Origin of the sequence: Pseudomonas sp. R11F (assembly GCF_050312575.1) — a bacterium.
Classification (GTDB): Bacteria; Pseudomonadota; Gammaproteobacteria; order Pseudomonadales; family Pseudomonadaceae; genus Aquipseudomonas; species Aquipseudomonas palleroniana.
In genome coordinates this window covers 1-23,315 of record NZ_JBNPJU010000013.1, presented here as the reverse complement: position 1 = coordinate 23,315, position 23,315 = coordinate 1, and the positions used below count along the sequence as shown (strand labels likewise).

At 58.3% G+C, this 23,315-nt stretch carries 32 protein-coding genes; all 32 read left to right on the top strand.

The features are described 5' to 3' along the window. The first annotated feature begins 14 nt into the window (after window positions 1-14). The 32 genes from ACQRBV_RS03240 to recX all read left to right on the top strand — a co-directional run bounded on the left by ACQRBV_RS03240 (window position 15) and on the right by recX (window position 23,242). Window positions 15-188, top strand: coding sequence for a hypothetical protein (locus tag ACQRBV_RS03240; protein WP_162843515.1), 174 nt, complete (start codon window positions 15-17; stop codon window positions 186-188). Between the two features lie 2 nt (window positions 189-190). Further along, on the top strand, window positions 191-1,357 hold the full coding sequence (locus tag ACQRBV_RS03235; protein ID WP_060753969.1) for a hypothetical protein: 1,167 nt from the start codon (window positions 191-193) through the stop codon (window positions 1,355-1,357). Then, window positions 1,357-1,863, top strand: coding sequence for a phage major tail tube protein (locus tag ACQRBV_RS03230; RefSeq protein WP_060753970.1), 507 nt, complete (start codon window positions 1,357-1,359; stop codon window positions 1,861-1,863). Before ACQRBV_RS03235 ends, ACQRBV_RS03230 begins: the two co-directional genes overlap by 1 nt. 50 nt (window positions 1,864-1,913) lie before the next feature. Next, on the top strand, window positions 1,914-2,486 hold the full coding sequence (locus ACQRBV_RS03225) for a phage tail assembly protein (RefSeq protein WP_161549897.1): 573 nt from the start codon (window positions 1,914-1,916) through the stop codon (window positions 2,484-2,486). Next, complete coding sequence (locus ACQRBV_RS03220) at window positions 2,483-2,608, top strand: hypothetical protein (protein ID WP_411985782.1); 126 nt, start codon at window positions 2,483-2,485, stop codon at window positions 2,606-2,608. The genes ACQRBV_RS03225 and ACQRBV_RS03220 overlap by 4 nt, the downstream gene beginning before the upstream one ends. A gap of 5 nt (window positions 2,609-2,613) precedes the next feature. Then, window positions 2,614-4,278 carry a tail tape measure protein gene (locus ACQRBV_RS03215; RefSeq protein WP_411985783.1) on the top strand — a complete coding sequence of 555 codons (1,665 nt, stop codon included), beginning with the start codon at window positions 2,614-2,616 and terminating at the stop codon, window positions 4,276-4,278. Continuing rightward, entirely contained in the window at window positions 4,278-4,661 is a 384-nt protein-coding gene (locus ACQRBV_RS03210; RefSeq protein ID WP_104995655.1) for a phage tail protein, read from the top strand. The genes ACQRBV_RS03215 and ACQRBV_RS03210 overlap by 1 nt, the downstream gene beginning before the upstream one ends. Continuing rightward, window positions 4,654-4,866 (top strand): tail protein X, encoded by a 213-nt coding sequence (locus tag ACQRBV_RS03205; protein ID WP_161549896.1) that lies wholly within the window; start codon window positions 4,654-4,656, stop codon window positions 4,864-4,866. Before ACQRBV_RS03210 ends, ACQRBV_RS03205 begins: the two co-directional genes overlap by 8 nt. Before the next feature lie 10 nt (window positions 4,867-4,876). Beyond that, the gene (locus ACQRBV_RS03200) at window positions 4,877-5,890 is read left to right on the top strand and encodes a phage late control D family protein (RefSeq protein WP_411985784.1); all 1,014 of its coding nucleotides are present in this window, start codon (window positions 4,877-4,879) and stop codon (window positions 5,888-5,890) included. 80 nt (window positions 5,891-5,970) lie between these two features. Then, window positions 5,971-6,162 carry a hypothetical protein gene (locus tag ACQRBV_RS03195; RefSeq protein WP_411985785.1) on the top strand — a complete coding sequence of 64 codons (192 nt, stop codon included), beginning with the start codon at window positions 5,971-5,973 and terminating at the stop codon, window positions 6,160-6,162. An 83-nt stretch (window positions 6,163-6,245) separates the two neighbouring features. Then, the gene (locus tag ACQRBV_RS03190; protein ID WP_104995658.1) at window positions 6,246-6,737 is read left to right on the top strand and encodes a phage tail tube protein; all 492 of its coding nucleotides are present in this window, start codon (window positions 6,246-6,248) and stop codon (window positions 6,735-6,737) included. A gap of 8 nt (window positions 6,738-6,745) precedes the next feature. Continuing rightward, a complete protein-coding gene (locus ACQRBV_RS03185; protein WP_104995659.1) occupies window positions 6,746-7,096 on the top strand; it encodes a phage tail assembly chaperone family protein, TAC in 351 nt (116 codons plus the stop codon). Between the two features lie 29 nt (window positions 7,097-7,125). Next, the gene (locus tag ACQRBV_RS03180; RefSeq protein WP_104995660.1) at window positions 7,126-7,380 is read left to right on the top strand and encodes a hypothetical protein; all 255 of its coding nucleotides are present in this window, start codon (window positions 7,126-7,128) and stop codon (window positions 7,378-7,380) included. Between the two features lie 62 nt (window positions 7,381-7,442). Then, window positions 7,443-8,663 (top strand): phage tail tape measure protein, encoded by a 1,221-nt coding sequence (locus ACQRBV_RS03175; RefSeq protein ID WP_411985786.1) that lies wholly within the window; start codon window positions 7,443-7,445, stop codon window positions 8,661-8,663. A 28-nt stretch (window positions 8,664-8,691) separates the two neighbouring features. After that, window positions 8,692-9,030 carry a phage tail protein gene (locus ACQRBV_RS03170; protein WP_104995662.1) on the top strand — a complete coding sequence of 113 codons (339 nt, stop codon included), beginning with the start codon at window positions 8,692-8,694 and terminating at the stop codon, window positions 9,028-9,030. Between the two features lie 60 nt (window positions 9,031-9,090). Beyond that, window positions 9,091-9,774, top strand: a complete 684-nt coding sequence (locus ACQRBV_RS03165) for a phage minor tail protein L (RefSeq protein WP_161549894.1) — start codon at window positions 9,091-9,093, stop codon at window positions 9,772-9,774. Window positions 9,775-9,776: 2 nt separating this feature from the next. After that, entirely contained in the window at window positions 9,777-10,550 is a 774-nt protein-coding gene (locus ACQRBV_RS03160) for a C40 family peptidase (protein ID WP_161549893.1), read from the top strand. A gap of 33 nt (window positions 10,551-10,583) precedes the next feature. Continuing rightward, window positions 10,584-11,216, top strand: coding sequence for a tail assembly protein (locus ACQRBV_RS03155; RefSeq protein ID WP_104995665.1), 633 nt, complete (start codon window positions 10,584-10,586; stop codon window positions 11,214-11,216). A gap of 14 nt (window positions 11,217-11,230) precedes the next feature. Next, entirely contained in the window at window positions 11,231-11,839 is a 609-nt protein-coding gene (locus tag ACQRBV_RS03150; RefSeq protein ID WP_104995666.1) for a tail assembly protein, read from the top strand. A gap of 60 nt (window positions 11,840-11,899) precedes the next feature. Then, window positions 11,900-15,763, top strand: a complete 3,864-nt coding sequence (gpJ, locus tag ACQRBV_RS03145) for a TipJ family phage tail tip protein (RefSeq protein WP_411985787.1) — start codon at window positions 11,900-11,902, stop codon at window positions 15,761-15,763. Then, a complete protein-coding gene (locus ACQRBV_RS03140) occupies window positions 15,760-16,089 on the top strand; it encodes a hypothetical protein (RefSeq protein ID WP_161549891.1) in 330 nt (109 codons plus the stop codon). The genes gpJ and ACQRBV_RS03140 overlap by 4 nt, the downstream gene beginning before the upstream one ends. Next, window positions 16,086-16,769, top strand: coding sequence for a hypothetical protein (locus ACQRBV_RS03135; RefSeq protein WP_411985788.1), 684 nt, complete (start codon window positions 16,086-16,088; stop codon window positions 16,767-16,769). Before ACQRBV_RS03140 ends, ACQRBV_RS03135 begins: the two co-directional genes overlap by 4 nt. 109 nt (window positions 16,770-16,878) lie before the next feature. Then, window positions 16,879-17,889 (top strand): pyocin knob domain-containing protein, encoded by a 1,011-nt coding sequence (locus ACQRBV_RS03130; RefSeq protein WP_411985789.1) that lies wholly within the window; start codon window positions 16,879-16,881, stop codon window positions 17,887-17,889. A 2-nt stretch (window positions 17,890-17,891) separates the two neighbouring features. Then, window positions 17,892-18,218 carry a hypothetical protein gene (locus ACQRBV_RS03125; RefSeq protein WP_411985790.1) on the top strand — a complete coding sequence of 109 codons (327 nt, stop codon included), beginning with the start codon at window positions 17,892-17,894 and terminating at the stop codon, window positions 18,216-18,218. Window positions 18,219-18,304: 86 nt separating this feature from the next. Further along, window positions 18,305-19,384: a hypothetical protein gene (locus tag ACQRBV_RS03120; protein WP_411985791.1), complete on the top strand. Its 1,080-nt coding sequence runs from the start codon at window positions 18,305-18,307 to the stop codon at window positions 19,382-19,384. Continuing rightward, window positions 19,375-19,728 (top strand): hypothetical protein, encoded by a 354-nt coding sequence (locus tag ACQRBV_RS03115; RefSeq protein ID WP_411985792.1) that lies wholly within the window; start codon window positions 19,375-19,377, stop codon window positions 19,726-19,728. Before ACQRBV_RS03120 ends, ACQRBV_RS03115 begins: the two co-directional genes overlap by 10 nt. Beyond that, a complete protein-coding gene (locus ACQRBV_RS03110; protein ID WP_411985793.1) occupies window positions 19,725-19,937 on the top strand; it encodes a hypothetical protein in 213 nt (70 codons plus the stop codon). Before ACQRBV_RS03115 ends, ACQRBV_RS03110 begins: the two co-directional genes overlap by 4 nt. A 40-nt stretch (window positions 19,938-19,977) precedes the next feature. Beyond that, entirely contained in the window at window positions 19,978-20,526 is a 549-nt protein-coding gene (locus ACQRBV_RS03105) for a glycoside hydrolase family 19 protein (protein ID WP_411985794.1), read from the top strand. Next, complete coding sequence (locus ACQRBV_RS03100; RefSeq protein WP_411985795.1) at window positions 20,523-21,035, top strand: lysis system i-spanin subunit Rz; 513 nt, start codon at window positions 20,523-20,525, stop codon at window positions 21,033-21,035. Before ACQRBV_RS03105 ends, ACQRBV_RS03100 begins: the two co-directional genes overlap by 4 nt. An 82-nt stretch (window positions 21,036-21,117) precedes the next feature. After that, the gene (locus ACQRBV_RS03095) at window positions 21,118-21,618 is read left to right on the top strand and encodes a CinA family protein (RefSeq protein ID WP_060753978.1); all 501 of its coding nucleotides are present in this window, start codon (window positions 21,118-21,120) and stop codon (window positions 21,616-21,618) included. 83 nt (window positions 21,619-21,701) lie between these two features. Then, a complete protein-coding gene (gene recA, locus ACQRBV_RS03090) occupies window positions 21,702-22,760 on the top strand; it encodes a recombinase RecA (protein ID WP_060753979.1) in 1,059 nt (352 codons plus the stop codon). An 8-nt stretch (window positions 22,761-22,768) separates the two neighbouring features. After that, window positions 22,769-23,242 carry a recombination regulator RecX gene (recX, locus tag ACQRBV_RS03085; RefSeq protein WP_411985796.1) on the top strand — a complete coding sequence of 158 codons (474 nt, stop codon included), beginning with the start codon at window positions 22,769-22,771 and terminating at the stop codon, window positions 23,240-23,242. Window positions 23,243-23,315: the final 73 nt, after the last annotated feature.

Sequence of the window (23,315 nt, the reverse complement as noted above, 5' to 3'; positions counted from 1 at the left end):
GGAGAATTCCACCTATGCACAACCGACAAACCTACACCGTCCTCATCCCATTCCCCACCGGAGGTGGCCATTGGTCCACCGTCGGCGAGGAGTTGGAACTGCTCGACGTCGAAGCATCCGCCCTGCGCACCGCCGGCCGCCTGGAACTGACCAGCGTCCTTAACTCCACCCCCAAGAAGGCTGACTAATCATGGCTGAGGTTTTGAACTTCGAGCATAATGGCATCACCGTGAATGCCACCGAATCCCCCGAGGCCATGGGTGGCCTGGGCGATAACGTTATCGGTTTGGTCGGCACCGCGCCGAACGCTCATGCGTCGATCCCGAAAAACGCCCCATTCCGTATCAACAGCTTTACCACTCAGGCGCTGCTGGACCCTACCGGTACTGAGTCGGGCACGTTGTTTCACGCGGTGTACCAGATCCTCAAGGTGGTGAAGGTGCCGGTCTATGTGGTGATCGTGGAGGAGGGCGCAACCCCGGCCGACACCGTCAACAATGTGATCGGCGGCAACGACCCCATCACCGGTCGCAAGCTGGGCCTGGCGGCCCTGAGCAGCGTGCCGGAAGACCTGACCATCATCGGCGCGCCTGGCTTTACCGGCACCAAGGCCGTGGCCGGTGAGTTCGCCGCCTTCGGCAAACGCATCAAGGCCCGCGTGGTGCTGGATGGCAAGGACGCCTCCGTCGCCGACCAAGTGACCTATAGCGGCGAACTGGGCGGTGCCGACCTCGGGTTCGACCGTTGCCTGTTGGTACACAATATGCCGTCGGTGTACTCCAAGGCCGCGAAGAAAAACGTGTTCCTGTCGCCATCGTCCCTGGCCATTGCCGCATTGGCCAAGGTCAAGCAATGGGAAAGCCCTGGTAATCAGGTGACCTTCGCCGAAGACGTTTCCCGCGTGGTCGAGTACAACATCCTCGATACCTCCACCGAAGGCGACCTGCTCAACCGTTACGGCGTGAGCTACTACGCCCGCACTATCCTCGGCGGTTTCTCGCTGCTGGGTAACCGTTCCATCACCGGCAAGTTCATCAGCTACGTCGGCCTGGAAGATGCCATCAGCCGCAAGCTGGTCAAGGCCGGCCAGAAAGCCATGGCCAAGAACCTCACCAAGTCCTTCATGGACCAGGAGGTCAAGCGCATCAACGACTGGCTGCAGACCCTGGTCGCCGACGAAACCATCCCTGGCGGCAGCGTTTACCTGCACCCGGAACTCAACAGTGTCGAGAAGTACAAGAACGGCACCTGGTTCATCGTCATCGACTACGGCCGCTACGCGCCGAACGAACACATGATTTATCAACTCAACGCCCGCGATGAAATCATCGAGCAGTTCCTGGAGGACGTTCTCTAATGTTTACCAACCGTGTAAGACAGGCCATTGCGGCCACCCTTCAAGGCCTGCCGTTGTCCGCGACGGTCAACTCCTTCACGCCGCCGAAGATTGATTTCGATATGGAGCCCATGACCGGCGGGCGATTCATCGCCGAGGAAATGGCCAAGAGCGCCAAAGTGCTCAACGCCACGTTGGAGCTGCAGGGTGCAGGCCCGGAAGTCATGCTGGCCCTGGGTGTGCGCCTGGGCGACGACATTCTGCTGAACGTGCGCGAAGCCGGCCAGGATCAGGATGGCAAGACTTACTTCACCTATCACACCGTCGGCGGCAAGCTGAAAAGCCTGGCCGAGACTGCGCTGAAAATGGGCGAGAAGCCCACCACTACCCTGGAACTGTCCTGCCGCACCTACAACCGCCTGGAAAACGGTATCCCGGTGATCGACATCGACGTACGCACCCAGAAGTTCGTGCTTAACGGTGTCGACATTCTCGGCGACGCCCGCCGCGCCGTGCTGATGCCTTAAACCCAAAGGGGCGGGCCTGCTCGCCCCCTACTTCACCAAGGAATAGCCCCATGGCCTGGATGCCACCCTTGCACCTGCTGCTCTCGCCGATCACTGCCGACACCGGCGCGACGATCGAGCAGATTCAACTCAAGCCACTGTTCTACGCCGCGCAAAAAGACGCGCTGGCCCGGGCCGGTGATGACGAGGACGATCAGTTCTTTGAACTGGCGAAACTCGCCACCGGCCTGTCGGAAAAAGAACTGGACCAACTCAAGCGTCCGGACTACGTAAGCATTGCGCAGTACGTACACGAAATGTCGACGCAGCCTGCGTCGTTCTTCTTGAAAACCCCCGAAAAAACCAGCCACGACCAGCCCGTCCAGCTGCTGTTGCCACTCGATGCCGCAGGTCGCGCCCTGACTGAGCTGGCGCTGGAAATGCCGGCGCTGCGCGCCACCAAGGTGATGAAAAAACTCGCCACCAACAAAGAGCGCGCCGAGTTCATCACCGCTCATTGCACCGGCCTGATGATCCCGGATCTTGCCAACCTGACCGTGCCCGACTGGACGGAATTGCAGGAGCGCATCGACGATTTTTTAAATCAACCGGCGGACTTCTTTCGGAGCGCGACATCGAAGTGATCCTCGATGTGGTGCCGCTGATCTACTCGGTCAATGAGGCGGAGATCCTCGACTGGGACGTCGGCAAAGCATTGCGCCGCTACGACATCGCGATCACCCGCCTTGGCGTTAAACAGGAGTAAGCGGGATGCAAGAGACTCAATCTGGGATGAGGCTCGCCCAGGAAGACAAACGCTGGCTGCTGGACGACGCGGACCTTGGCAGTGTGCTGGCACCGTTTTCCGCCAGCCTTGCAGCGCCAGCAAGCCTGGATGCGGCAGCGCGGCCACAACAGGATCCGCAGTCGGTGCTCGCCTCGGCGCTGGTGACCGTCAGCGTGGATATCAACGCTTTGACGTTGGAGCAAGTGCAGCTGCGCGAGGCGTTGGAAACGCTCACCAGCACGTTGTTCATTACCGGTAATACGCTGGCAACCAAGACGGTTGAGGTCAGTGGCGAGCCTGCCAAAAGTCAGCCGAAAGAACCCGCTCCGGCTTCGACCTCCTGGGTGGACAAAGGCCTGCAAGGCGCAACGGATGCCGGTAAGTTTGTCGGCAAAGAACTGCTCACCAGCTTGTGGGATAAAGCCAAGGAACGGGTCTCGGACAAGGCGCTTGATGCCGTGGCTGACAAGTTTCCAACCGCTGCCAAGTGGCTCAAGAAGGACGATAAGGGCAAGGGCAGCAACGCAGGCAAGGAGTGCTGCTGTACGGGGGCTCTGCCTGCCGGGATCCGCGGCCCGCTGGATTCAGCGACCGCTCAGTTGCCTGAACGTGTCGGCGAAACCGCCAGGGACAAAGACAGCGGCAAAGGCAAGCCAAGCGCCAAGGCTAATGCGAAGGGGCCACGCGGCAAGCGTTACACGACCCGCCAGGCAATCTCACGGTCGATCAAGACCAGCGTCGTCAGAAAGCGGGCCGATCTCAAGTCGCAACTTACTGGTCTCTCAGCGCCTGTCTCACAGCCGCTCAATGTCATGGGCCAGCCGTTGCGTGCGTTCGACAGCAAACTGGCGAGCCAGGGCTCGACCCGTCTGCCGGGCAACACATTTGCCTCCTACGCAGCACCCTCGACGGTACGCCCCACAGCCCATAGCGCAGCCAATGGCCAGGTGACCGGGCTGTTGGACGCATTAGCCAAACCGGAATCGGCCACAGCCGGTCGCCTCGGCCCGCTGAAGGTTGTCGATACCGCCATCGATGGGGCCCAGGGCATACGCAACGGTGGCGCTAAAGCCATCGGCGCCGGCCTCGGTACTGCCGGTGGCGCATTGATGGGAGCGTCTGCCGGTTCCGCCATCGGCACCCTGACGCGTCTCGAGTCGGCCGCCGCCCGCCGCCTTGGCCCACTGAAGTATGTCGACACCGCCATCGACGTGGTCCAGGGCGTGCGCAACGGTGACGCTAAAGCCGTCGGCGCCGGGCTCAGTACTGCCGGTGGCGCCTGGGCGGGAGCGTCTGCCGGTGCGGCCATCGGCACGATGATTTTCCCCGGTGTCGGAACGGCGGTCGGCGGTGCGATTGGAGGCTTGCTGGGCAGTGAAGCGGGGAGTTGGCTGGGGGACAAATTGTTTGGGCCAAGTGATCGCTTGCCTGCGCCCGGCGTGGTGAGCAAGGAGCTCAACGCGGCGCGTACGGATAACGTGCAGGTCAGTATTGCCCCGAGCATTCAGATCACCGGCGTAAACCCCGCCGATGCCCAGCAGGTCGTCAACCAGGTGATCCAGGCTCTGCAGTTCCAATGCATGCCGATGGTCACCGACTCCCTCGGTGTCCGACGCAACGCGGCATTGACTGATCCAGGAGGTGATTGATGCGACAGCAGATGGTACTCGGCGACTTTATTTTCGGTCTGTCTCGAGGGTTCGCCTATTCGTCGTTGGTTCGTACTAGCGACGGTGGCTGGAGTGACCTGGCGATTATCGCCAGCAAGTCCCAGTCGCGGCAGAGCGGCCAGAAGTTGGAAAAACTCACATTCAGCGGCACAGCCATGTACGCCATCGGCATGCAGCGCCTGGACGAGTTGCGTGCGCTGCAGAACAGGCGGACGCCGTTACCGCTGGTAGATGGTATTGGCCGTAACTGGGGCCTGTGGCGGATCAATTCGCTGATGGAAACCCAGGGCAATGTGATTGACGACGGCACCGCTCTGGTCATGACCTGGAGCCTGGAACTGGAGGAATTCGTCAATGCGTAGAGTACGAAGTATCGCCGGGGATTCGGTCAACCTGCTGCTCTATCGTGAGTTGGGGCGTTGTGATGATGCGGCGGAAGAAACGTTGTGGCGGCTGAATCCCGAGCTTGCCGAACATGGGCCGGTATTGCCGGCCGGTGTCTGGATCATCGTGCCGGAAATGCAGGTACGGCTGCGCGCTGCACGGCCTGTTCTGGCTTGGGATTAAGGAGGCAGGCATGGCCCAGGAATTTACCCCGATTATCGAGTTTTACGGTGCCAATGCGGCGCTGCTCAATCAACGCCTCATGTATTGGAAACACACCGACACCACGGGTATCGAGAGCGACCGGCTGGAGCTGACCCTCAATATCGAAGGCTTGGAGGGCCTGCCCAGCTTGAGCGGCAAGATTGGTTTGCGCGTCGGTTATCGGGAGACGGTGTTGGTGGAAAAGGGCGAGTTCGTCGTTACCCAGCGAACCCCGGTGCTGTTTCCCATGTGCTTGAAGATCGTGGCCACGGCTGCGCCCTTCAGCATGGTGGATGAAAGTGGCTATCGCCAGCGTCGATCCGCCAGCTATGGGCCCACGACCTTGGGTGCGCTGTTCCGTCAGTTGGTCAGCCGCCACGGGTTTTCGCCGCGAGTGGCGCCGGCGCTGGAGGGCATTGCGATTGCCCATATCGATCAGTCCAACGAAAGCGACATGGCCTTCATCACACGTCTCGCCAAGCGCTACAGCGCCATCAGCAAGCCATTCAACGAACTCTATGTGCTGGCCGAGGCCGGGCAGGTCAAGACGTTGTCTGGCCGTGAAATGCTGCCGCAGGTAACGCTCTCTGTGACGCAGGACAACCGCCCCGGCAACCAGTCGTTCATCACCGCGACGCTCGACGAAAAGTCCCGCGCCAAGTATGCGGGCAGTCGCGTCAGTTGGTGGGATGCCGCCAGTGGCAAGCAGCAGGTGGTTCAGGTCGGCGTTGCTCCGTTCAAGACCGTGCGCCAACGCTGTCAGAACGAAGCCGAAGCCCGTGCCGTGGCCGAAGGCGAGCTGCGCCGTGTGGGGCGCGAAGACTTGAAAATGCAGATCGACTGTCCGGGCAACCCCTTGTTGGCTGCCGAAGGGCTTTTGGTACTGGATGAATCCTGGCCCTCGTACATGCAGGGGCGGTGGTCGATTGCCAAGGTGGTCCATGTCGGCGATCCGGTGGCGGGGTATCGCAGTTCGATCTCGGCTGTCGGGTTGTCGTCTTGATGGTCGGAGTTGCACGTTGTTGATGAATGCCTCCCTCGCTTGCAATACCTAACTGATTTGAAACAGGAATCCAGATGCCGATGAACGACGAAGATTTGGCTGCGATCAACCGCTTGATCGCCGCCCTGCAAACCCAAACCGATGGCCAGGTGGCGCTCAATGCTGCCTTGCGGCTGTTGGCTCAGAGCAACCAGGCGCTGGTCGACCTGATCAAAAGCCGCGAAACGGACCCGAATGCTCCGCCTTATCTGGATGGCAAACCGGCGCCCTGATTGAGCCTCGACCACCGTCATACAACTGTTGCACCCCCACAACCCGCATTGGCGGGTTTTTTATTGTTCATGGAGAACACTCGATGTCGATTCTTACCCAAGGTACCCAGATTTTTGCCCTCGTCCCGCCGGTCTCCGGCACCGGGCCTTACACCGTGCTGGAAATCGAGCACGCCACTTCGTTCGAACCCGGCGGCGCGCCCGCTGAGCAGATCGAAGACACCAGCCTCAACGCCGAGGAGCGCAGCTACAAAAAAGGCTTGCGCACCCCAGGCACCGCGAGCCTGGGCCTGAACGCCGACCCCACCAACGCCAGCCATATTCGCCTGCACCAATTGTCCGAAGCCAAGGGTGACACCGGCGTCAAATGGGCTGTCGGTTGGTCCGACGGCAAGGACGTGCTGCCTACCGTGAACACCAAAGGTGACGGCTTTGAGCTGCCGGCGACGCGCACCTGGTTCACCTTCGACGGCTACGTGTCTGACTTCCCGTTCAACTTCGCGCTGAACGCCGTGGTCACCACCACCGTCACCATCCAACGCACCGGCGGCAGCGCCTGGATCAAGAAAGCCTGAGAGACGCCATGAACCTCAAACAACTGAAAGCCAAGGGCGGCATCGTCGATGGCGTGCCGGTCAAGAAAGAAGTCAGCTGGACGCACCTGGACAGCAAGAGCGGCAAGGAAGTGACAGACACGTTTACCCTGCACATTCGCCGTCAGTCCTTTGGTGTGATCGAGCGCCTGTTTACTCAAGGTGAGTCCGAGCAGAGCCGCAATGCCAGTTACCTCGCCGCGTCGGTATCGCTGGGCAGCGACGGCACTGAAACGCTGAGCTACGACGATGCCTACAGCCTTGAGCCGTCGTTGGGGTTCGTGATCCTCAACGCAGTCAATGAGGTGAATGGCACGGGTGGCGCGTCGGCAAAGAACTGACGGCCGCCGATGAGTTCTGGCACGAGCTGGTGCTGAACGGAGTGGGCGGCCGCACGATTGTCGAAGCCAAGGAACGCATGACCTACCAAGAAGCCCTGGCCTGGGGGCGCTATATCGACCGATATGGCTCCCTGCATGCCGGTAGGCGGCTGGAGGCGGGCAGCGCGTTGGTGGCGCTGCAGACCCACCGGCTGGGCGGCGGCACGGCCGAGTTGATTGACTTCATGCCCCATGAGTTGCGTCGGGGCCTGTCACTCGAACGTGCGATGAACGAGTGGCGTTAAGGACGACGCCATTTTCCTTGAAACCCGCCGAGGCGGGTTTTATCCATGACCCGGAGAAACCTATGGCAACTGCTTACCAGGGTAATCTGACGCTCAACCTCGGCAGCCTGGAGCAGGCCCTGGCGAAGGCGTCACGGATTACCGAACAAAGCATGCGCGAGATGCAGCAGAAGATCGAAGACGCCGGTAAAAAGGTCAGCGCTTCTGCCGCAGCGGCGTTGCAGGTCACTTCCGGCCAGTTCAAGGACTTTCAAAAGTCTTATGACCCGGCTACGGATGCGGCGCAAAGATTTATCCAGAAAAATGCGCAACTGGTGGAGGTGCTCAAGCAGAGCCAGGGCGCGCAGAATGGTTTTGTCGGCTCGTTGGATACGCAGTCGTATACCGAGCGGGCGGGGCTGAAGTTTCCAGGGGGGGGAGCGTACGGGAGTGATCTGCCCAAGCCCTCGGGGGATGAGCAGGTCATGGCCTTTCTGGACGACGAGAAAACCCGGCAGATGAAGAGCAACTTTGCCGAGATGAACCAATTGCTTGATGATTGGCGTCAGGGGGCCTCGGCTGCTTTCGAAGAGTATTCGAACAAGGCTGGTACGGCAGCCGAGCAGTCCAAAGCCGTGTTCACCAGTGCTTTTGAAAAGATGGACACGGCGGTGCAGACGTTCGCGACTACCGGGAAATTCAACTTTTCGGATTTTGCCACGTCCGTGCTCAAAGACATGGCCACAATGGCGGCGAAGACGGCGGCGTCCAGTGCGTTGAGTTCGTTGTTCGGGATAGCCCGCTCAGCGTTTAGTGCCTTGTGGGGCGACAGCACGCCCACCTCGACGACTACCAGCGTCGGTCCTTTCAGCAACACCTTCACTCCCCAACTCAACGCTGCTGGCATTCAATACCATGCAAAAGGGAGCGCATGGAACGCCGGTATCCAGGCGTTTGCCGGCGGTGGCGCCTTTACCAACTCGATTGCCACGGGCCCAACTTTGGCGCCCTTGGCCCTGTTCGGCGAAGCCGGCCCCGAAGCCATCATGCCTTTGAGTCGCGGTTCCGATGGTTCGCTTGGCGTACGCGCATTGGGCTCGGGCCAATCGGGCAGCACCAGCAGTAACCAGGTGGTCATCCAGCAAACCATCAATGTCGCCGACGGCCAGGGTTCAGGCGCGGATACCAACGCCCAGAACGTTGCGCGTGCCTACGCGGGCTCCGCCCGTCAGGGCGCCGCCGAGCAGATCGCGCGTGACCTGAAACCGGGCGGGCAAATCTGGTCGGCCATCAACGGCCGCTGACAACCAAAGGCATATGCCTGGAGAACACATGAGTACAGAAACCTTCACCTGGGAGCCCAAAGTCGAGCCTGTCGGCAGCGTTGAATTTCGCCTTAAATCGGCCAAGTTTGGCGACGGCTATCAGCAAACAGCGGCTGACGGAATCAACAACAAGACCGAGTCTTGGCCACTGACGTTCGTCGGCGACGAGGCGCGGATCAGGGCGATTGCGACGTTCCTTGACCGTCATGCCGGTGCCAGGGCGTTCAGTTGGACCGCGCCGTTGGCCTCGCCTGGGCTGTATCGCTGCAAAGGGTATCAACCGACACCGCTGGGCGCCGGGATCTACTCCCTGACAGCGACGTTCGAGCAGGCCTTCCACCCCTAGCGTCTCAAGCGACGCTCCACACCCCGCGATCCGCGGGGTTTTCTTTGCCCGGAGATTTATATGTCCATCACCGCAGATATCCAGACCCTGGAGCCCGGGGCCTGGGTGGAGCTTTTCGAGCTCGATGCCACCGCCCTTGGCGCCGAGTTGTACCGCTTTCACGGTTATCCCCAGGCGTCATCGATCTTCTGGCAGGGCCACGAGTATTCACCCTGGCCGATCCAGGCCGAAGGCTTTGAAATGTCGGGGCAGGGTACACAACCCACGCCAACCCTGGCCGTGGGCAACGTTGGCGGTTTCATTACGGCGCTGGTGCTGTATTTCGAGGATCTCGTGGGGGCGCGGCTGATTCGCCATCGCACTCTGGGCAAGTATCTCGACGGCCAGCCCGAAGCAGACCCCGAAGAGGAGTTGCCGCCGGACATCTGGTACGTCGAGCGCAAGGTCGCGGAAAGCAATGAGACCGTGAAGTTCGAGCTGGCCAGTGCGCTGGACTTCAACGGTGTACAACTGCCGCGCCGGCAGATCGTCGCCAACGTGTGTTGGTGGCTCAGCTGCGGCGGCTATCGTGGCCCCTATTGCGGCTACAACGGCGGGCCGGTGGCGGATACCAATGACGTGATCGTCACGGATGCCGCCAAGGACAAGTGCGGTGGGCGGTTGACCAGTTGCAAGCTGCGTTTCGGCGAGAATAATCCACTGCCTTACGGTTCCTTTCCGGCAGCGGGCCTGTTGCGGAGCTGAACATGAACAAGATCAACCTGGCGGCGATCTCCCGGCATGCCGTGGCCGACTACCCGCATGAGTGCTGCGGCCTGCTGATTCGTGAAGGGCGCAAGCGTGTGTATGTGCCGTGTCGTAACACGGCGAGTACCCCGAGCGAACACTTTCGACTCGCGCCCGAAGACTATGCCGCCGCCGAAGAGCGCGGCGAAATCCTCGCAGTGGTGCACAGCCATCCGGATTGCCCGGCGACGCCCAGTGAAGCGGACCGCGTGGCGTGCGAAGCCTCCGGGTTGCCTTGGCACATTGTCGAAGTACGCGCCGGTGACGATGGGCAGGTCCGCATCGGGGAGTGGGCCAGCTGTACACCGAACGGTTACCAGGCCCCCCTGATCGGTCGCGCTTTTGCCCACGGTGTGCATGACTGCCTGAGCATCATCCTTGACTACTACCGCCGCGAGCTGGGCATCGAGCTGGGTGACTATCAGCGCGAGGACGGCTGGTGGGACAAAGGCGGCAATCTCTATCTGGACAACCTGCCTGCCGCCGGCTTTATCCAGGTCAGTCAGTTGCAGCAGGGTGACATCGTGCTGATGCAGATTCGCTCGCCAGTACCGAACCACGCCGCGATCTACCTGGCTGACGGTGTGCTGCAAAGCGAGCCCGAACATTACCCGGCGCCAGGCTCGATCCTGCATCACCTCTATGGTCGCGACAGCAAGCGCGACACCTATGGTGGCTATTGGGGCGAGGTAACGGTCAGCATTTGGCGCCATCGTCAGCGGTTAAAACACTAATCACAGGGGCGTTTCATTCGCCTGGAGGATGCCATGCATCAAGAAAAAGTCAGGACGGTGCGCCTCTACGGCAGCCTGGGCGCCAGTTTCGGGCGCGTGCATCGATTGGCGGTCAGAAACGCATCGGAGGCCATTCATGCGTTATGCATTCTGGTGCCGGGGTTTGAGCGTTTCCTGATGGAGTCCAAGGATCTGGGGGTGACTTATTCGATCTTCCTGGGCCGGGAAAATATCGGTCCCGATCGTCTCAAGGCACCTTCCGGCGCGTCGGATATCCGCATTGCACCCGTGCTGATGGGCAGCAAGCGCGCGGGGTCGATGCAGACCATTATCGGGGTCGCGTTGATTGTGGCCGCGTCCTACTTCTCGGGCGGCCTTGCGGCGTCCAATGGTACTTCGACATTGATCGGTGCTACGTCCACCACCGGCTGGACCTTCGCCGCGAACATCGGCATTTCCATGGCCATGGGCGGCGCCATGCAGCTGATGTCCCCGATGCCCAAGGGCCTGGGCACCATGGATCGCCCGGAAAACCGGCCCAGTTACAGCTTCAACGGCCCCGTGAATACCAGCATCCAAGGCAGCCCCGTGGGTTTGTTGTATGGCGAGCTGACGGTGGGCAGTGCGGTGGTGAGTGCTGGGATCTATGCGCAGGATCAGCTATGACCAGGAGAGCAATCATGGCCGCTACAGTCGAACAACACACGATGCGAACGGTCTTGTTATCAGGTTCGCTCGCCAGGCTTTTCGGTCGAGAGCATCGCGTGACCACCTCCGGCGGTTTCAGGGATGTGATGGGCTATTTCAAGCAGTTTCCCGGCTTTGAACGCTACATGCTGCAGAGCGCGGACAAAGGGCTGCGTTTCGCCGTATTCAATGGCAAGCGCAACATCGCAGAGGATGATATCCAGAAGCCGCTCGGCAAGGACGTGATCCGTATCGCTCCTGTGTTGACCGGCTCAAAGCGTGCCGGTGGGTTGCAGACCATCATTGGTGCCGTGCTGATCGCCGTGGCGTATTACAACCCGTTTGGTTTTATCACCGGTCCCGCCGCCAGCATGATGATGATGGCAGGCGCGTCCATGGCGATGGGCGGCGTCATGCAAATGTTGTCGCCGCCGCCCAAAGGGCTTTCAGCCCAGGACAGTCCCGACAACCGCCCGAGCTACAGCTTCAACGGCCCGGTCAACACCAACGCTCAGGGCAATCCGGTTGGCCTGCTCTACGGGCAGTTGATCGTTGGGAGCTGCGTGATCAGCGCCGGGATCTACGCCCAAGATCAACTCTAACGTTCTTCCTCTTCAACCAGCCCGCCACTGTGCGGGCTTTATTTCGCCTGAAGGAAAGCCATGACTGACTTCACTCTCGCTGGCAGCAAAGGCGGCGCTTCCAAGCCCCGTCCCTCCGTGGAGGCGCCAGACAGCCTGCAAAGTACGGCCTATGCCCGTATCCTCGATCTCGTCAGCGAAGGCGAGATTGTCGGTTTGAAAAACGATAAGCGCTCGGTGTTCCTCGACGAGACGCCACTGGCCAACGCCGATGGCAGCCTCAACTTCAGTGGTGTGACCCTCGATACGCGCAACGGTAGCCAGGACCAGACTCATATCCCGGGTTTCCCCGCGGTGGAGAACGAAAGCCCGGTATCCATTGAGCTGCGCAGCGACCAGCCCTGGACCAAGTCCTATTCCAACCTGCAACTGTCGGCGGTGCGTGTGCGCCTGGCGGTCACGCGGCTTTCGCAGACCAACACCAGTAACGGCGATACCAACGGCTACACCGTGCAGTACGCTATCGATCTGTCCACCGATGGCGGCGCCTTCGTGCAGGTTCTGGCGGCGGCGTTCAGCGGCAAGACCACCACCAAATACGAGCGCTCCCACCGCGTTGACCTGCCGCCCGCCAAGAGTGGTTGGACCCTGCGCGTGCGCCGAATCACGCCGAACTCCACCAGCGGTGCGATTGCCGATACCACCACTGTGGAATCCTCCACCGAAGTGATTGACGCCAAACTGCGCTACCCGGGCTCGGCGCTGATCGGCCTGCAATTTGATGCTGCACAATTTCAATCGATCCCGTCACGCTCTTTCGAACTGCGCGGCCGGATCATCAAGGTGCCGAGCAACTATGATCCACAAACCCGCGTATATGCCGGTGTGTGGGACGGCACCTTCAAATCCGCCTGGACCGACAACCCGGCCTGGATCTACTACGACCTGCTGCTGCACCAGCGTTATGGCCTCGGCCACCTGCTCAACGCCGGCCAAGTGGATAAATGGGAGCTGTACCGCATCGGCCAGTACTGCGACCAACCGGTGTCCGACGGCAAGGGCGGTACCGAACCGCGTTTCACCTGCAACCTGTACCTGTCAGTGCGTGCCGATGCATTGAAGGTCCTGCAGGACTTGGCGACTACGTTCCGAGGCATGTCCTATTGGGGCGCAGGCTCGGTCATGGCGGTGGCGGACATGCCGGAAGACCCGGTCTACACCTATTCCAATGCTAACGTGATCGGCGGTCAGTTCATCTACGGTGGTTCAGCGAAAAAGACCCGCTACACCGTGGCACTGGTCAGCTGGAACGACCCGACGGATTTCTACCGGCAGAAAGTGCAATACGTCGACGACGCCGACGGCATCGCCCGTTATGGCATCCAGCAAACCGAAATCAGCGCCACCGGTTGCACGTCGCAGGCCCAGGCCCAGCGCATCGGCAAATGGGCGTTGCTGACCAATCGCCTGGAAACCGAGAGCGTGACGTTCTCGGTCGGCCTCGACGGCACATTGGCCCGCCCTGGGCAGATCATCCGCGTGGCTGACAACGATCGCGCCGGCCGCCGCATTGGTGGGCGCCTGCGTGATGCGACGCTCGACACCTTGACCCTGGACGCCGAAGTCACAGCGGCTGCAGGCGATACCATCACTCTGGTGATGCCCAACGGCAAGGCGGTTTCCCGAGTGGTCAAAGCCGTCAGCGCCAGCAGCGCGGATGAGCAACAGGTCGTGCTGCAAACCCGGCTCGACGCTCTGCCTCCGGCCCAATCGATCTGGGCAATCGACTCCGCGACCCTGGCGTTGCAACAGTTTCGCGTGCTGTCGATTTCCGAAGATTTTTCGGATAACGAAATCAAATACAGCCTCAGCGCGGTCAAGCACGTGCCGAGCAAATTCACCGCCATCGACAACGGCGCCAAAATCGACAGCCCGCCGATCACGGTGATTCCGCCCAGCGTGCAAGCGGCGCCCACGGGGGTGAAGGTCAGTAACGACCATTTTGTCGAGCAGGGCAGTGCGGTCAACGTGATGACCATCGAATGGCAGCGCCCTGCCAATGCCATCGCCTTCGAAGTTTACTGGCGTAAAAACGATGGCGAGTGGATCTATGCCGGGCGCACCGGCGGCACCTCGATTGAAGTTTCCGGTATTTACGCCGGGCGTTATGTGGCCAAGGTGCGGGCGATCAATGCGCTGGATATCGGCTCGTTGTACAGCGAATCGATCGAGACCGTGCTCAACGGCAAAACCACCTTGCCGCCAACCGTCGCGGCGTTGACCACCGAGTCGTTGGTGTTTGCGATCAAGGTGAAGTGGCAGATTCCGCAAGACGTGAGTACAGCGGATTTGCAGCGCACGGAGATCTGGTATGGGAAGACTGCGGATCTGGCGTTGGCGACCAAGTTGGGGGATTACGCGTATCCGCAGACGGATCTGACGTTGATGGGGTTGGGCGCGGGTACTTCGTTGTTTTTCTGGGCTCGGTTGGTGGATCGCACGGGGAATATTGGGCCGTGGTTTCCGACGGGTGCAGGTGTCAACGGGCAAGCCAGCTCTGATGCTTCCCCCATCCTGGATTTGATTGCTGGGCAAATCAGTGAGACGGAGCTGGGCAAGCACCTGTTGGATCGCATCGAGTTGATCGATGGGCCGGGAGCAGGTTCAGTCAACGAGCGTCTGGATAAGACCCGCAAAGAGCTGCAAGCGTTGGTCGATCAAGTGACGGATGCATTGCTGTATGACACAACCAAGGCTTACGCCAGCGGTGAGTTTGTTCGTCAAGGCAATCATCTCTACCAGGCGCTTCAGGCCGTGCCCGCAGGCAGTCCGCCGCCGAATACGATCTATTGGCTGGACATAGGCACTCTGGTGCAAACCACCAACGCCTTGGCGCTGCAGATTCAACAGAATAAAACCGCGATTGAAACGGTGGACGGCAAACTCACCGCCCAAGCCTCGCAACTCAACAGCGTGCGCGCCAAGGTGGATGATCCGGTCAGTGGTTTGACCGCCACGTCCACCGCATTGAACGGTTTGAAAAGCCAGGTCACCACTTTGGATGGCAAGGTCACCAGCACTTCGGAGAAAAGCGATGGGGTATATGCCCAGGTCAATCCGAAGATGGCGGGTGATGACGAGAAGTCTTTTGCCGGTGATGACACTTCCCTGGCAGGCGCCTGGTCGGTGATGTCGGCGATTGCCGAAGGTGATATTGCCCAGGCGCTGAAGACGGATGCTTTGGAGGTGAAGGTTAATCAGAACCGGGCGAGTATCACTAATGTGGACAGTGCGTCGGCTTCGAGAGACGAAGCACTTGCCCAGCGGGTTACGCGGTTGGATACGAAGTTCAATGACAATGTTTCTTTGATTGAAACCCAATTGAAAACGTTGGCTGGAGTGGATGGAGCTCTTGCGCAGAGTATCGAAACAGTCAAGACCACAGTTAACCAGCAGTCGGTCAGTGTTCAAACCAACGCTTCGGCTATTGCGGATACTAATGGCAAGTTGGCGGCGAATTGGTCTGTGCGGATGGAGATTGCGACGGGAGGGGGATACAAATATGCAGGCGTGGGTTTGGGACTTGAAACGGGCACCAGTGGAGTAGTCGAAAGCCAGTTTTTGATTTCTGCGGATAAGTTTGCAATTTATAACGAAAAAGTAAAGGGCGGTCGCTCCGTTCCTTTTGCAGTCGAAAATGGCGCCACTTATATTGATTCCGCATTTATTAAAAATGGGACGATTACAAACGCTAAAATTGGCGAAACTATTCAATCTAATGCATTGGGTGCTAACGGCAAACCGGTATGGGTTTTAGATAAGTCTGGCTTATTTGAGCTTAATAGCTCAGGGGCGGGTGGCCGTCGTGAAGTTCGTCCCAATGTCGACAAAATTTACGACGCAGATGGAAATCTCAGAATAAAAATTGGAGATTTGAATGCATGACGCAGGGTATTAGATTTTACGATTCTAATGGGGCTGAATATTTAGGTCTCGACTCAAACACGATGAGGGCTGTGTCTCTCATACAAGGAAAAGGTTTGCCTGTTGACGGGCCTGTCATACCTTTACCAAGGTTTGATCCTCTTAAAGGCGTTGTCATGGTCGAGGCATACGGAATCGAGCAAACAGTTATGCCGGGTTACTCGATAGTCGGTGTGTATCCCGAAGCAGCCATAAAATTCGAAGTTTTGGATGCGCAATGGGTGGCTAGCTTTGGCGGCCAATTTGCAAATCAGGAATATTCTATCATGGCGGTACACTATAAATGAGTTATGGGATATTGTGTGTTGGCAATAAGGATCAGACGATAATTGATGATGAGAACTCATTGTTGCATGTCATGTCGTCAGGCTCTTATGCCGCAGCTTCGCCTAACATTAAAGGCTGCTGGATCTATGTGAATTATAACTCGGCGATTAATTCGCCTAGACCCCCGTTGGTATTTATATCTCCGGATGGGGCGGGTGTATATTTTCCGATAGTTCATGCGGGAAGTGCAGGGGCATGGACGGGTTTTTCAGTTTATTTTGCAGGTGATTATCCTACGGTCGGTCTTGCGTATTCTGGAAGATACTGTGCTTGTGTAGCTCACCCACCTGCTACCGGCGGTTATGGAATGCAGGTTTTTGATAAGGGCGGGCAAGTCGTATTCGATAGTAATTATAAAGTTATGAGGTTTGTTGGTGGTGTTCAAGATTGGGTGTCTAGCTATTATATGGACATGAGCTTTGTGTTCCGGGTGTGGGTGTATAGCCTTGCTTGGACATATGGTAAGGACTCATATTTTTTGATGAATATGTACAGGCAGGACTTTCTGTCGGGCATGAGTTTGTCGTCGGTGAGTGTTGGGTTTCCAGACGTGTCTAGAGCAACTATTGAGTTATCAATAGTTACAGGGAAAGTCAGCGCGCCAAAGTTAAATTGGCCTTTGCTTGTTGGTGTTCCTTAAGCCTTATTTTAATGAGAGCACTGAGTTTGAGGGTTGTCAAAGCAAGTGATTGTTTCGCGTTTTTTGAAGTGTTACGACAGGAGGATGTATGGCTAGGCAGGAAATAGATTTGGGCACGCGTCCCGCCGGAGTTGGCGGAGACACGCCTCGCAGCGCCAACGTAAAAATCAACGCCATGACGCAGGAACTCTACAGCCGCGTCGAAGCACTCGGCACCGCTGCGACCGCCACGCTGACCACGGGACCTGACGACCACACAGTAGGTCGTGTCGTACGGGTCGGCGATTTTGGTGTGGGTGGCTACAATATGCTTGCTCAAGCCGATCTGGATGTCGTTCGCTCGGTGGGTACCTACTACTCGGTTTCGGGTCTGCATACGCCAACAGGTGTGAACGGCTGGTTGACCGTCAACGAGGCAGGAATCGGCTACACGATGCAGGAGTACGTCGTTGTTACCGACGGCTCCAAGTGGGTCAGGGTCGAAGTCCTGGGCGTGTGGCAACCCTGGCAAAAGGTCCTGACAGACGGACCAGGCCTGGCTGCCAGCCAACAGCGTCTGGGCCTTAAATCACGCGCGTTCCAGGCTGATGGTGAACGCCTGGTCGGGCAGAACATCACGGAGGCGGGCAAGGTCAACGGCTCACTGGTCTCCTCGCTGACCGTTCATACCACCATGCCCTATACCGAGACCGAATCGCCGCTGATTCGTTGTATAGGCTGCATCAACGGCTACACCAGTCCCTTTACCTTGGATCTCTCCTGGTATTACTACCAAGGGGCGTTTAACACCGGCGTTGCATTGTTGAACTCAGCTTCTTCGAGCATCGGCAACCTGCAGGGTGGACCGGCGTTGAAGGTCAGCGTTTACCGGCGTCCGGAGACAGGCCTGATTTCCATCTATATCGGTTTTCCCGGAAAGGTCTACCTGCCGCGTTTTGCCATGTACTCGATCCAGACCGGTGCGCTTGAGGTGTCTACGGCTTATATGTCCGGCTGGACCACAGTAGCCGATATAGCACCGCCCACCGCCAGCATGAATATGGGCGAGCTGACGGTCATCAGTACCTTGAATACCGCCAACTGCGCAAGGCAGGCCGATGGCACGATAAAGGCGATTTGAATATGAGAGCAGTTATTGAATTAAAGGATGGGCAGGGTATTTGTCTGGTCACCCCGCAAAGCACTCTTAAGGTCACGTCAAAGCGTACGGCTGTGGGGGTCTACGAAATACGCGGCACGCTGGGGCTGATTCCTGTTGATTCCCGTAGCAACGGTTGGGGCTACAGCATGGGAAACGATGAAAAAGATGTTTCGGCTGTTATTTCCTATGCGCGAAAGATCATGACGGTGAAGTTGTTCAAGCAAGGGCAGCCCCATGATCTTGTCGGTGCAATGTCCCTTCATGCCGAATTGCCGGAGCCCGTCTGTGCGGTAGTTCCGGCGTTCTGATCGATAGATATCCCTGAGAGATATCCGCGCTTCCCAGAACCCGTCCATGAGCGGGTTTTTTTATAGTTTGTCTTTGAGAGGCTCAAATGGCACGACAGGAAATTAACCTAGGTGCGCTTCCGACGGGAGTTGGCGGTGACACGCCACGCAGTGCAATGGTCAAGCTCAATGCAATGACCGAAGAGCTGTACAGAGGCGATGCATTGGCCAAGGCAAGCGGTTGGGGAGCCAGTGCTCCCATTTCTATGAAACCTACTGATAGCGCCGACGCATTGCCTGCGATCAACGGTCTGTTCATGTTCGGTAATGGCGGGTACTCACTGCCATCTAGCTACGTTTTCATCATCCAGACCGTAAGCGGTGCCGGCGGCGGCTATGTACGGCAAGTCGCATTCGACCTGCTCAGTGAACGTGAGTGGAGCCGTCAATTTGCTCAAGGGACGATGGCAAAACCCTGGCAAAGCGGAATCTATGGTGATTTGGATATTGCGAGTGCATTGGTAATACGCCAGCGGCTAAAGACCTTTAATCCCTATACCTATGTCACCAACATCGACGACGTTTCTACCGCTCAGGTGCCGGGATACGGGTACGTGACCGTCAACACGGCTGGAACAATCCCTCCTGGTTTTACCTATGGAATTGTGAACACTGTCCTTAATCCGAACGATCAGGTATTCCAGGATTTTGTTGGTTTGACCGGTGCGCCTGGCACTACACAGAACGCTTACAGACGTACCGGCTATGGCACTGGCGACACCCGCTGGGGGCCCTGGAGGCTGGTGATGGACAGCTCCAGCGCATTGCGTCCGGTCAATGACAGCGATAACAGCGGGTTGATGGACTTGACCATCATGAACGGTAACGCTGCGGTTTGGCGTTACAAGAACGGCAAGGTTGTGATCAATATCTGGACGGGCACGAGTGTAACGCTGCAACCGGGAGACATCATCAGTCAGCTGGTGGCGCTCCCGATTCGAGTTGTGGATCCGCGCTTCGCCGTGTGCGAGGTCAATTTTCAACCCACCATCAGTTACGACCACTACGGCGTCAATACAAAGTGGGTCAACGCTGATGGCGGCTCTGTAGGGTTTACTTGTCGTAACGGCGCGACAGCGCAGCAGTTTACGAATTTCAAGATACAGGTAGTGGGGGCTTGGAAGTGATCATCATCAATCTATTTGCCGTTCTGATGGACGGCGAGCTGACAGCGAGCCTCAAGGGGGAACTTTTGACTGTTGGAGAAGATGTCCTCGATTTGTCGCTGATCCCTGAGGGGTACCAAGTTAAAGCGAGTGATATCGAGTGTGACTGGTTGGCGCCCATGTCGGTGATCGAGCGTAGCAACGGTGTGTTGAGTTTGACTCTCAAGTTGCCGGTAAGCGGTGACTCGCCAGAATCGATGCGTCACCCGGAACCACTGGCAGTCACGCGAGACGGGCCTGTCTCTATTCCAAAGGCGTTGATCATTGCCGATCCGGTTATCCGCCCCATCGAGGTTCAAGCATGAGCCTGATAAAACTGACATTCATTCAGAAAATCGGCACGACTGTCGAAGACCCCCAGGTTGCCAGGATGAAAGCGGTCGCTTACCTGCAATCCACCGATTGGCAGGTGATCGCCAAATACGAACGTGATCGACCTATCCCTGCCGACGTTATGTACAAGCGCAAGGCAGCTTTAGACGTGGTCAGTGTCGAGCCTGGACTTGAAGCGTGAACGGCTTGCTTGAGCGAGTTTTTATCATCCGGAGGATTTCATGCCGATGACACAACAGCAGTTACTGCAGATTCTTCCCAACGCCGGCCGAAAAGCCGGCGTTTTTGTTCCTGTACTGAACCTCGCCATGGATGCATATGGCATTGATACTCCACAACGCATGGCTGCCTTTATTGCTCAAGTCGGGCACGAGTCTGGCCAGTTGCGCTGGCTCAAGGAGCTGTGGGGGCCAACAGCTCAGCAGGCACGGTACGAAGGACGTATTGACCTGGGCAACACTGTGGCAGGGGACGGTTTCAAGTTTCGTGGGCGTGGTCTGATCCAGGTCACCGGGCGGGCCAATTACGCGCTCTGCGCGAAGGCGCTTGGCTTGGATCTGATCCATCAACCGCAGCTGTTGGAGCTGCCGCAATATGCGTCGATGTCCGCTGCCTGGTTTTGGTCTGTCCATGGGCTAAATGCACTGGCCGACATCGGTGATGTGCAGAATATTGGCAGCATTATCAACACGGGCGGCAAGGGTAAAGTCCCAAACGGTGCAACTGATCGTCTAGCGCTATATCAGTTGGCGTCGAAGGTGTTGAGTTGACACCCGCTCAGACCCTTCTGGGTTTGTTGGTACTGACCGCAATGGCCGCGAGCGGGGGCGTTGCCTGGCAAATCCAAACCTGGCGTTATGAGGAACAGATCGAGCGTGAATTAGCGTCTCAAGCTAACACCGTCAACCTGCAACTCAGGTCCGCCTACCAAAACGCGGAAGCTGAGCAATCCAGGCGGCTGGCCCTGGAGCAACAACTCAACGCCAACGACCAACAACACACCCGGGAGTTAAGCGATGCCCAACGCAACCAGACTGCTTTGCGTGACCGCCTGGCCACTGCTGATGTGCGGTTGTCAGTCCTTCTCGACGCCAGCGACCCCGCCAACGGTTGCGCAATGCCGGCCACCGCCACCTCCGGCGGCGTGGTTCATGCAGCCCCGCGAGCCCGACTTGACCCAGCGCATGCTCAAAGAATTATCGGCATCACCGACGACGGTGATAACGCCCTGATTGCCTTGCGTGCCTGTCAGGCGTATGTGCAGGCCGTCGCCCGGTAGTTTCTTGATGCACGCTGTAACTTGCATGGCCGATGGGCTCCTGTAGGGTAGGCGAACCCCCCGCCCATCCCTGGAGACGACCGTGAAGGAAATCACTCAACTGGCTGCTGAATTGGGCCGCCGTTTGCAGTTGCTCAATGCCCACGTCACCACCGCCGAGTCCTGCACCGGTGGCGGTATAGCCGAGGCCATCACACGGATACCGGGCAGTTCGGCCTGGTTCGAGGCGGGTTACGTCACCTATTCCAATCGACAGAAGACACGGCAGCTGAATGTGCCGGAAGCACTGTTTCGCAAGGTTGGCGCCGTCAGCCAGGAAGTGGTGGAGGCGATGGTCCGGGGTGCCCAGGAAAAAAGCCTGGCGCGTTTTGCGGTGGCGGTCAGCGGGGTGGCGGGGCCGGATGGCGGCTCGCCGGACAAGCCGGTGGGCACGGTATGGCTGGCGTTCGGTGTGGGCGACGAAGTAACGAGTGAGCTGGCGCACTTCCCCGGTAACCGGGATGAGGTCCGTCGACAGACGGTAAAGGCCGCGCTGGAGGGCTTGATGCGACGAGCTGCAGCAGAAATAGAAAATCAGGGGTAGGCGATCTCGGATCTTTGTGGAACAATACTGTCTACTTATACAGGTGTTGGCCGCCAGGCCTTATTGATTACGTGAGGACTTTAATGGACGACAACAAGAAGAAAGCCTTGGCTGCGGCCCTGGGTCAGATCGAACGTCAATTCGGCAAGGGTGCCGTAATGCGTATGGGCGATCACGACCGTCAGGCGATCCCGGCTATTTCCACTGGCTCTCTGGGTCTGGACATCGCGCTCGGCATTGGCGGTCTGCCAAAAGGTCGTATCGTTGAAATCTACGGTCCTGAATCTTCCGGTAAAACTACCCTGACCCTGTCGGTGATTGCCCAGGCGCAAAAAATGGGTGCTACCTGCGCGTTCGTCGACGCCGAGCACGCCCTGGACCCTGAATACGCCGGCAAACTGGGCGTCAACGTTGACGACCTGCTGGTTTCCCAGCCGGACACCGGTGAGCAGGCCCTTGAAATCACCGACATGCTGGTGCGCTCCAACGCCATCGACGTGATCGTGGTCGACTCCGTGGCGGCCTTGGTACCCAAGGCTGAAATCGAAGGCGAAATGGGCGACATGCACGTGGGCCTGCAAGCCCGTCTGATGTCCCAGGCGCTGCGTAAAATCACCGGTAACATCAAGAACGCGAACTGCCTGGTGATCTTCATCAACCAGATCCGTATGAAGATCGGCGTGATGTTCGGCAGCCCGGAAACCACCACCGGTGGTAACGCGCTGAAGTTCTATGCTTCGGTCCGTCTGGATATCCGTCGTACTGGCGCGGTGAAGGAAGGTGACGAGGTTGTCGGTAGCGAAACCCGCGTTAAAGTCGTGAAGAACAAGGTGGCTCCGCCATTCCGTCAGGCTGAGTTCCAGATTCTCTACGGCAAGGGTATCTACCTGAACGGCGAGATGATCGACCTGGGCGTGCTGCACGGCTTCGTCGAGAAGTCCGGTGCCTGGTATGCCTACAACGGCAGCAAGATCGGTCAGGGTAAGGCCAACTCGGCCAAGTTCCTGGCGGATAACCCGGATATCGCCGCCACGCTTGAGAAGCAGATCCGCGACAAGCTGCTGTCTGCAGCGCCTGACGTGAAAGCTGCCGCCAACCGCGAACCGGTTGACGAGATGGAAGAAGCCGACACTGACATCTGAAGCAAACGATGACTGTTGTACTGGATACACTCGTCGCCGTTCGGCGCACTGCAATGGACCTGCTCGCTCGCCGCGAGCATGGTCGAGTCGAGCTGACGCGTAAACTGCGTCAGCGCGGCGCAGAGCCTGAGATGATCGAAACCACCCTTGACCGTTTGACGGAAGAGGGGCTGCTTTCCGAATCCCGTTACCTAGAAAGCTTTATTTCCTATCGAGCCCGTTCTGGCTACGGCCCTGTGCGAATTCGCGAAGAGCTGGGCCAGCGTGGCTTGCAACGTGCTGATATCGACCTCGCCCTGCGTGAGTGCGGTATCAGTTGGCAGGCGCAGTTGGAAGACACCTGGCGGCGTAAGTTCTCCGGGCATCTGCCGGTGGATGCCAAAGAGCGTGCGAAGCAGGGGCGTTTCCTGAGTTATCGCGGGTTTTCGATGGAAATGATCAGCCGCTTATTAAGCGGCCGAGATATGGACGAGCTGTTGTAGTGAGCGGGCTTGCCCCGGTACAAACCGGGGACATCGTTTACATTTCTAACCGGGGACATGGTTTACAGGCTAT

Bases quoted from the DNA above. Each gene is read 5' to 3' on its own strand.
- ACQRBV_RS03210 (WP_104995655.1), top strand. From the start codon at position 4,278: ATGCGACAGCAGATGGTACTCGGCGACTTTATTTTCGGTCTGTCTCGA.
- recA (WP_060753979.1), top strand. From the start codon at position 21,702: ATGGACGACAACAAGAAGAAAGCCTTGGCTGCGGCCCTGGGTCAGATC.
- ACQRBV_RS03230 (WP_060753970.1), top strand. From the start codon at position 1,357: ATGTTTACCAACCGTGTAAGACAGGCCATTGCGGCCACCCTTCAAGGC.
- ACQRBV_RS03120 (WP_411985791.1), top strand. From the start codon at position 18,305: ATGGCACGACAGGAAATTAACCTAGGTGCGCTTCCGACGGGAGTTGGC.
- ACQRBV_RS03185 (WP_104995659.1), top strand. From the start codon at position 6,746: ATGAACCTCAAACAACTGAAAGCCAAGGGCGGCATCGTCGATGGCGTG.
- ACQRBV_RS03195 (WP_411985785.1), top strand. From the start codon at position 5,971: ATGAACGACGAAGATTTGGCTGCGATCAACCGCTTGATCGCCGCCCTG.
- gpJ (WP_411985787.1), top strand. From the start codon at position 11,900: ATGACTGACTTCACTCTCGCTGGCAGCAAAGGCGGCGCTTCCAAGCCC.
- recX (WP_411985796.1), top strand. From the start codon at position 22,769: ATGACTGTTGTACTGGATACACTCGTCGCCGTTCGGCGCACTGCAATG.
- ACQRBV_RS03205 (WP_161549896.1), top strand. From the start codon at position 4,654: ATGCGTAGAGTACGAAGTATCGCCGGGGATTCGGTCAACCTGCTGCTC.
- ACQRBV_RS03125 (WP_411985790.1), top strand. From the start codon at position 17,892: ATGAGAGCAGTTATTGAATTAAAGGATGGGCAGGGTATTTGTCTGGTC.
- ACQRBV_RS03170 (WP_104995662.1), top strand. From the start codon at position 8,692: ATGAGTACAGAAACCTTCACCTGGGAGCCCAAAGTCGAGCCTGTCGGC.
- ACQRBV_RS03150 (WP_104995666.1), top strand. From the start codon at position 11,231: ATGGCCGCTACAGTCGAACAACACACGATGCGAACGGTCTTGTTATCA.
- ACQRBV_RS03235 (WP_060753969.1), top strand. From the start codon at position 191: ATGGCTGAGGTTTTGAACTTCGAGCATAATGGCATCACCGTGAATGCC.
- ACQRBV_RS03240 (WP_162843515.1), top strand. From the start codon at position 15: ATGCACAACCGACAAACCTACACCGTCCTCATCCCATTCCCCACCGGA.
- ACQRBV_RS03215 (WP_411985783.1), top strand. From the start codon at position 2,614: ATGCAAGAGACTCAATCTGGGATGAGGCTCGCCCAGGAAGACAAACGC.
- ACQRBV_RS03165 (WP_161549894.1), top strand. From the start codon at position 9,091: ATGTCCATCACCGCAGATATCCAGACCCTGGAGCCCGGGGCCTGGGTG.
- ACQRBV_RS03175 (WP_411985786.1), top strand. From the start codon at position 7,443: ATGGCAACTGCTTACCAGGGTAATCTGACGCTCAACCTCGGCAGCCTG.
- ACQRBV_RS03105 (WP_411985794.1), top strand. From the start codon at position 19,978: ATGCCGATGACACAACAGCAGTTACTGCAGATTCTTCCCAACGCCGGC.
- ACQRBV_RS03225 (WP_161549897.1), top strand. From the start codon at position 1,914: ATGGCCTGGATGCCACCCTTGCACCTGCTGCTCTCGCCGATCACTGCC.
- ACQRBV_RS03200 (WP_411985784.1), top strand. From the start codon at position 4,877: ATGGCCCAGGAATTTACCCCGATTATCGAGTTTTACGGTGCCAATGCG.
- ACQRBV_RS03160 (WP_161549893.1), top strand. From the start codon at position 9,777: ATGAACAAGATCAACCTGGCGGCGATCTCCCGGCATGCCGTGGCCGAC.
- ACQRBV_RS03110 (WP_411985793.1), top strand. From the start codon at position 19,725: ATGAGCCTGATAAAACTGACATTCATTCAGAAAATCGGCACGACTGTC.
- ACQRBV_RS03135 (WP_411985788.1), top strand. From the start codon at position 16,086: ATGAGTTATGGGATATTGTGTGTTGGCAATAAGGATCAGACGATAATT.
- ACQRBV_RS03140 (WP_161549891.1), top strand. From the start codon at position 15,760: ATGACGCAGGGTATTAGATTTTACGATTCTAATGGGGCTGAATATTTA.
- ACQRBV_RS03190 (WP_104995658.1), top strand. From the start codon at position 6,246: ATGTCGATTCTTACCCAAGGTACCCAGATTTTTGCCCTCGTCCCGCCG.
- ACQRBV_RS03155 (WP_104995665.1), top strand. From the start codon at position 10,584: ATGCATCAAGAAAAAGTCAGGACGGTGCGCCTCTACGGCAGCCTGGGC.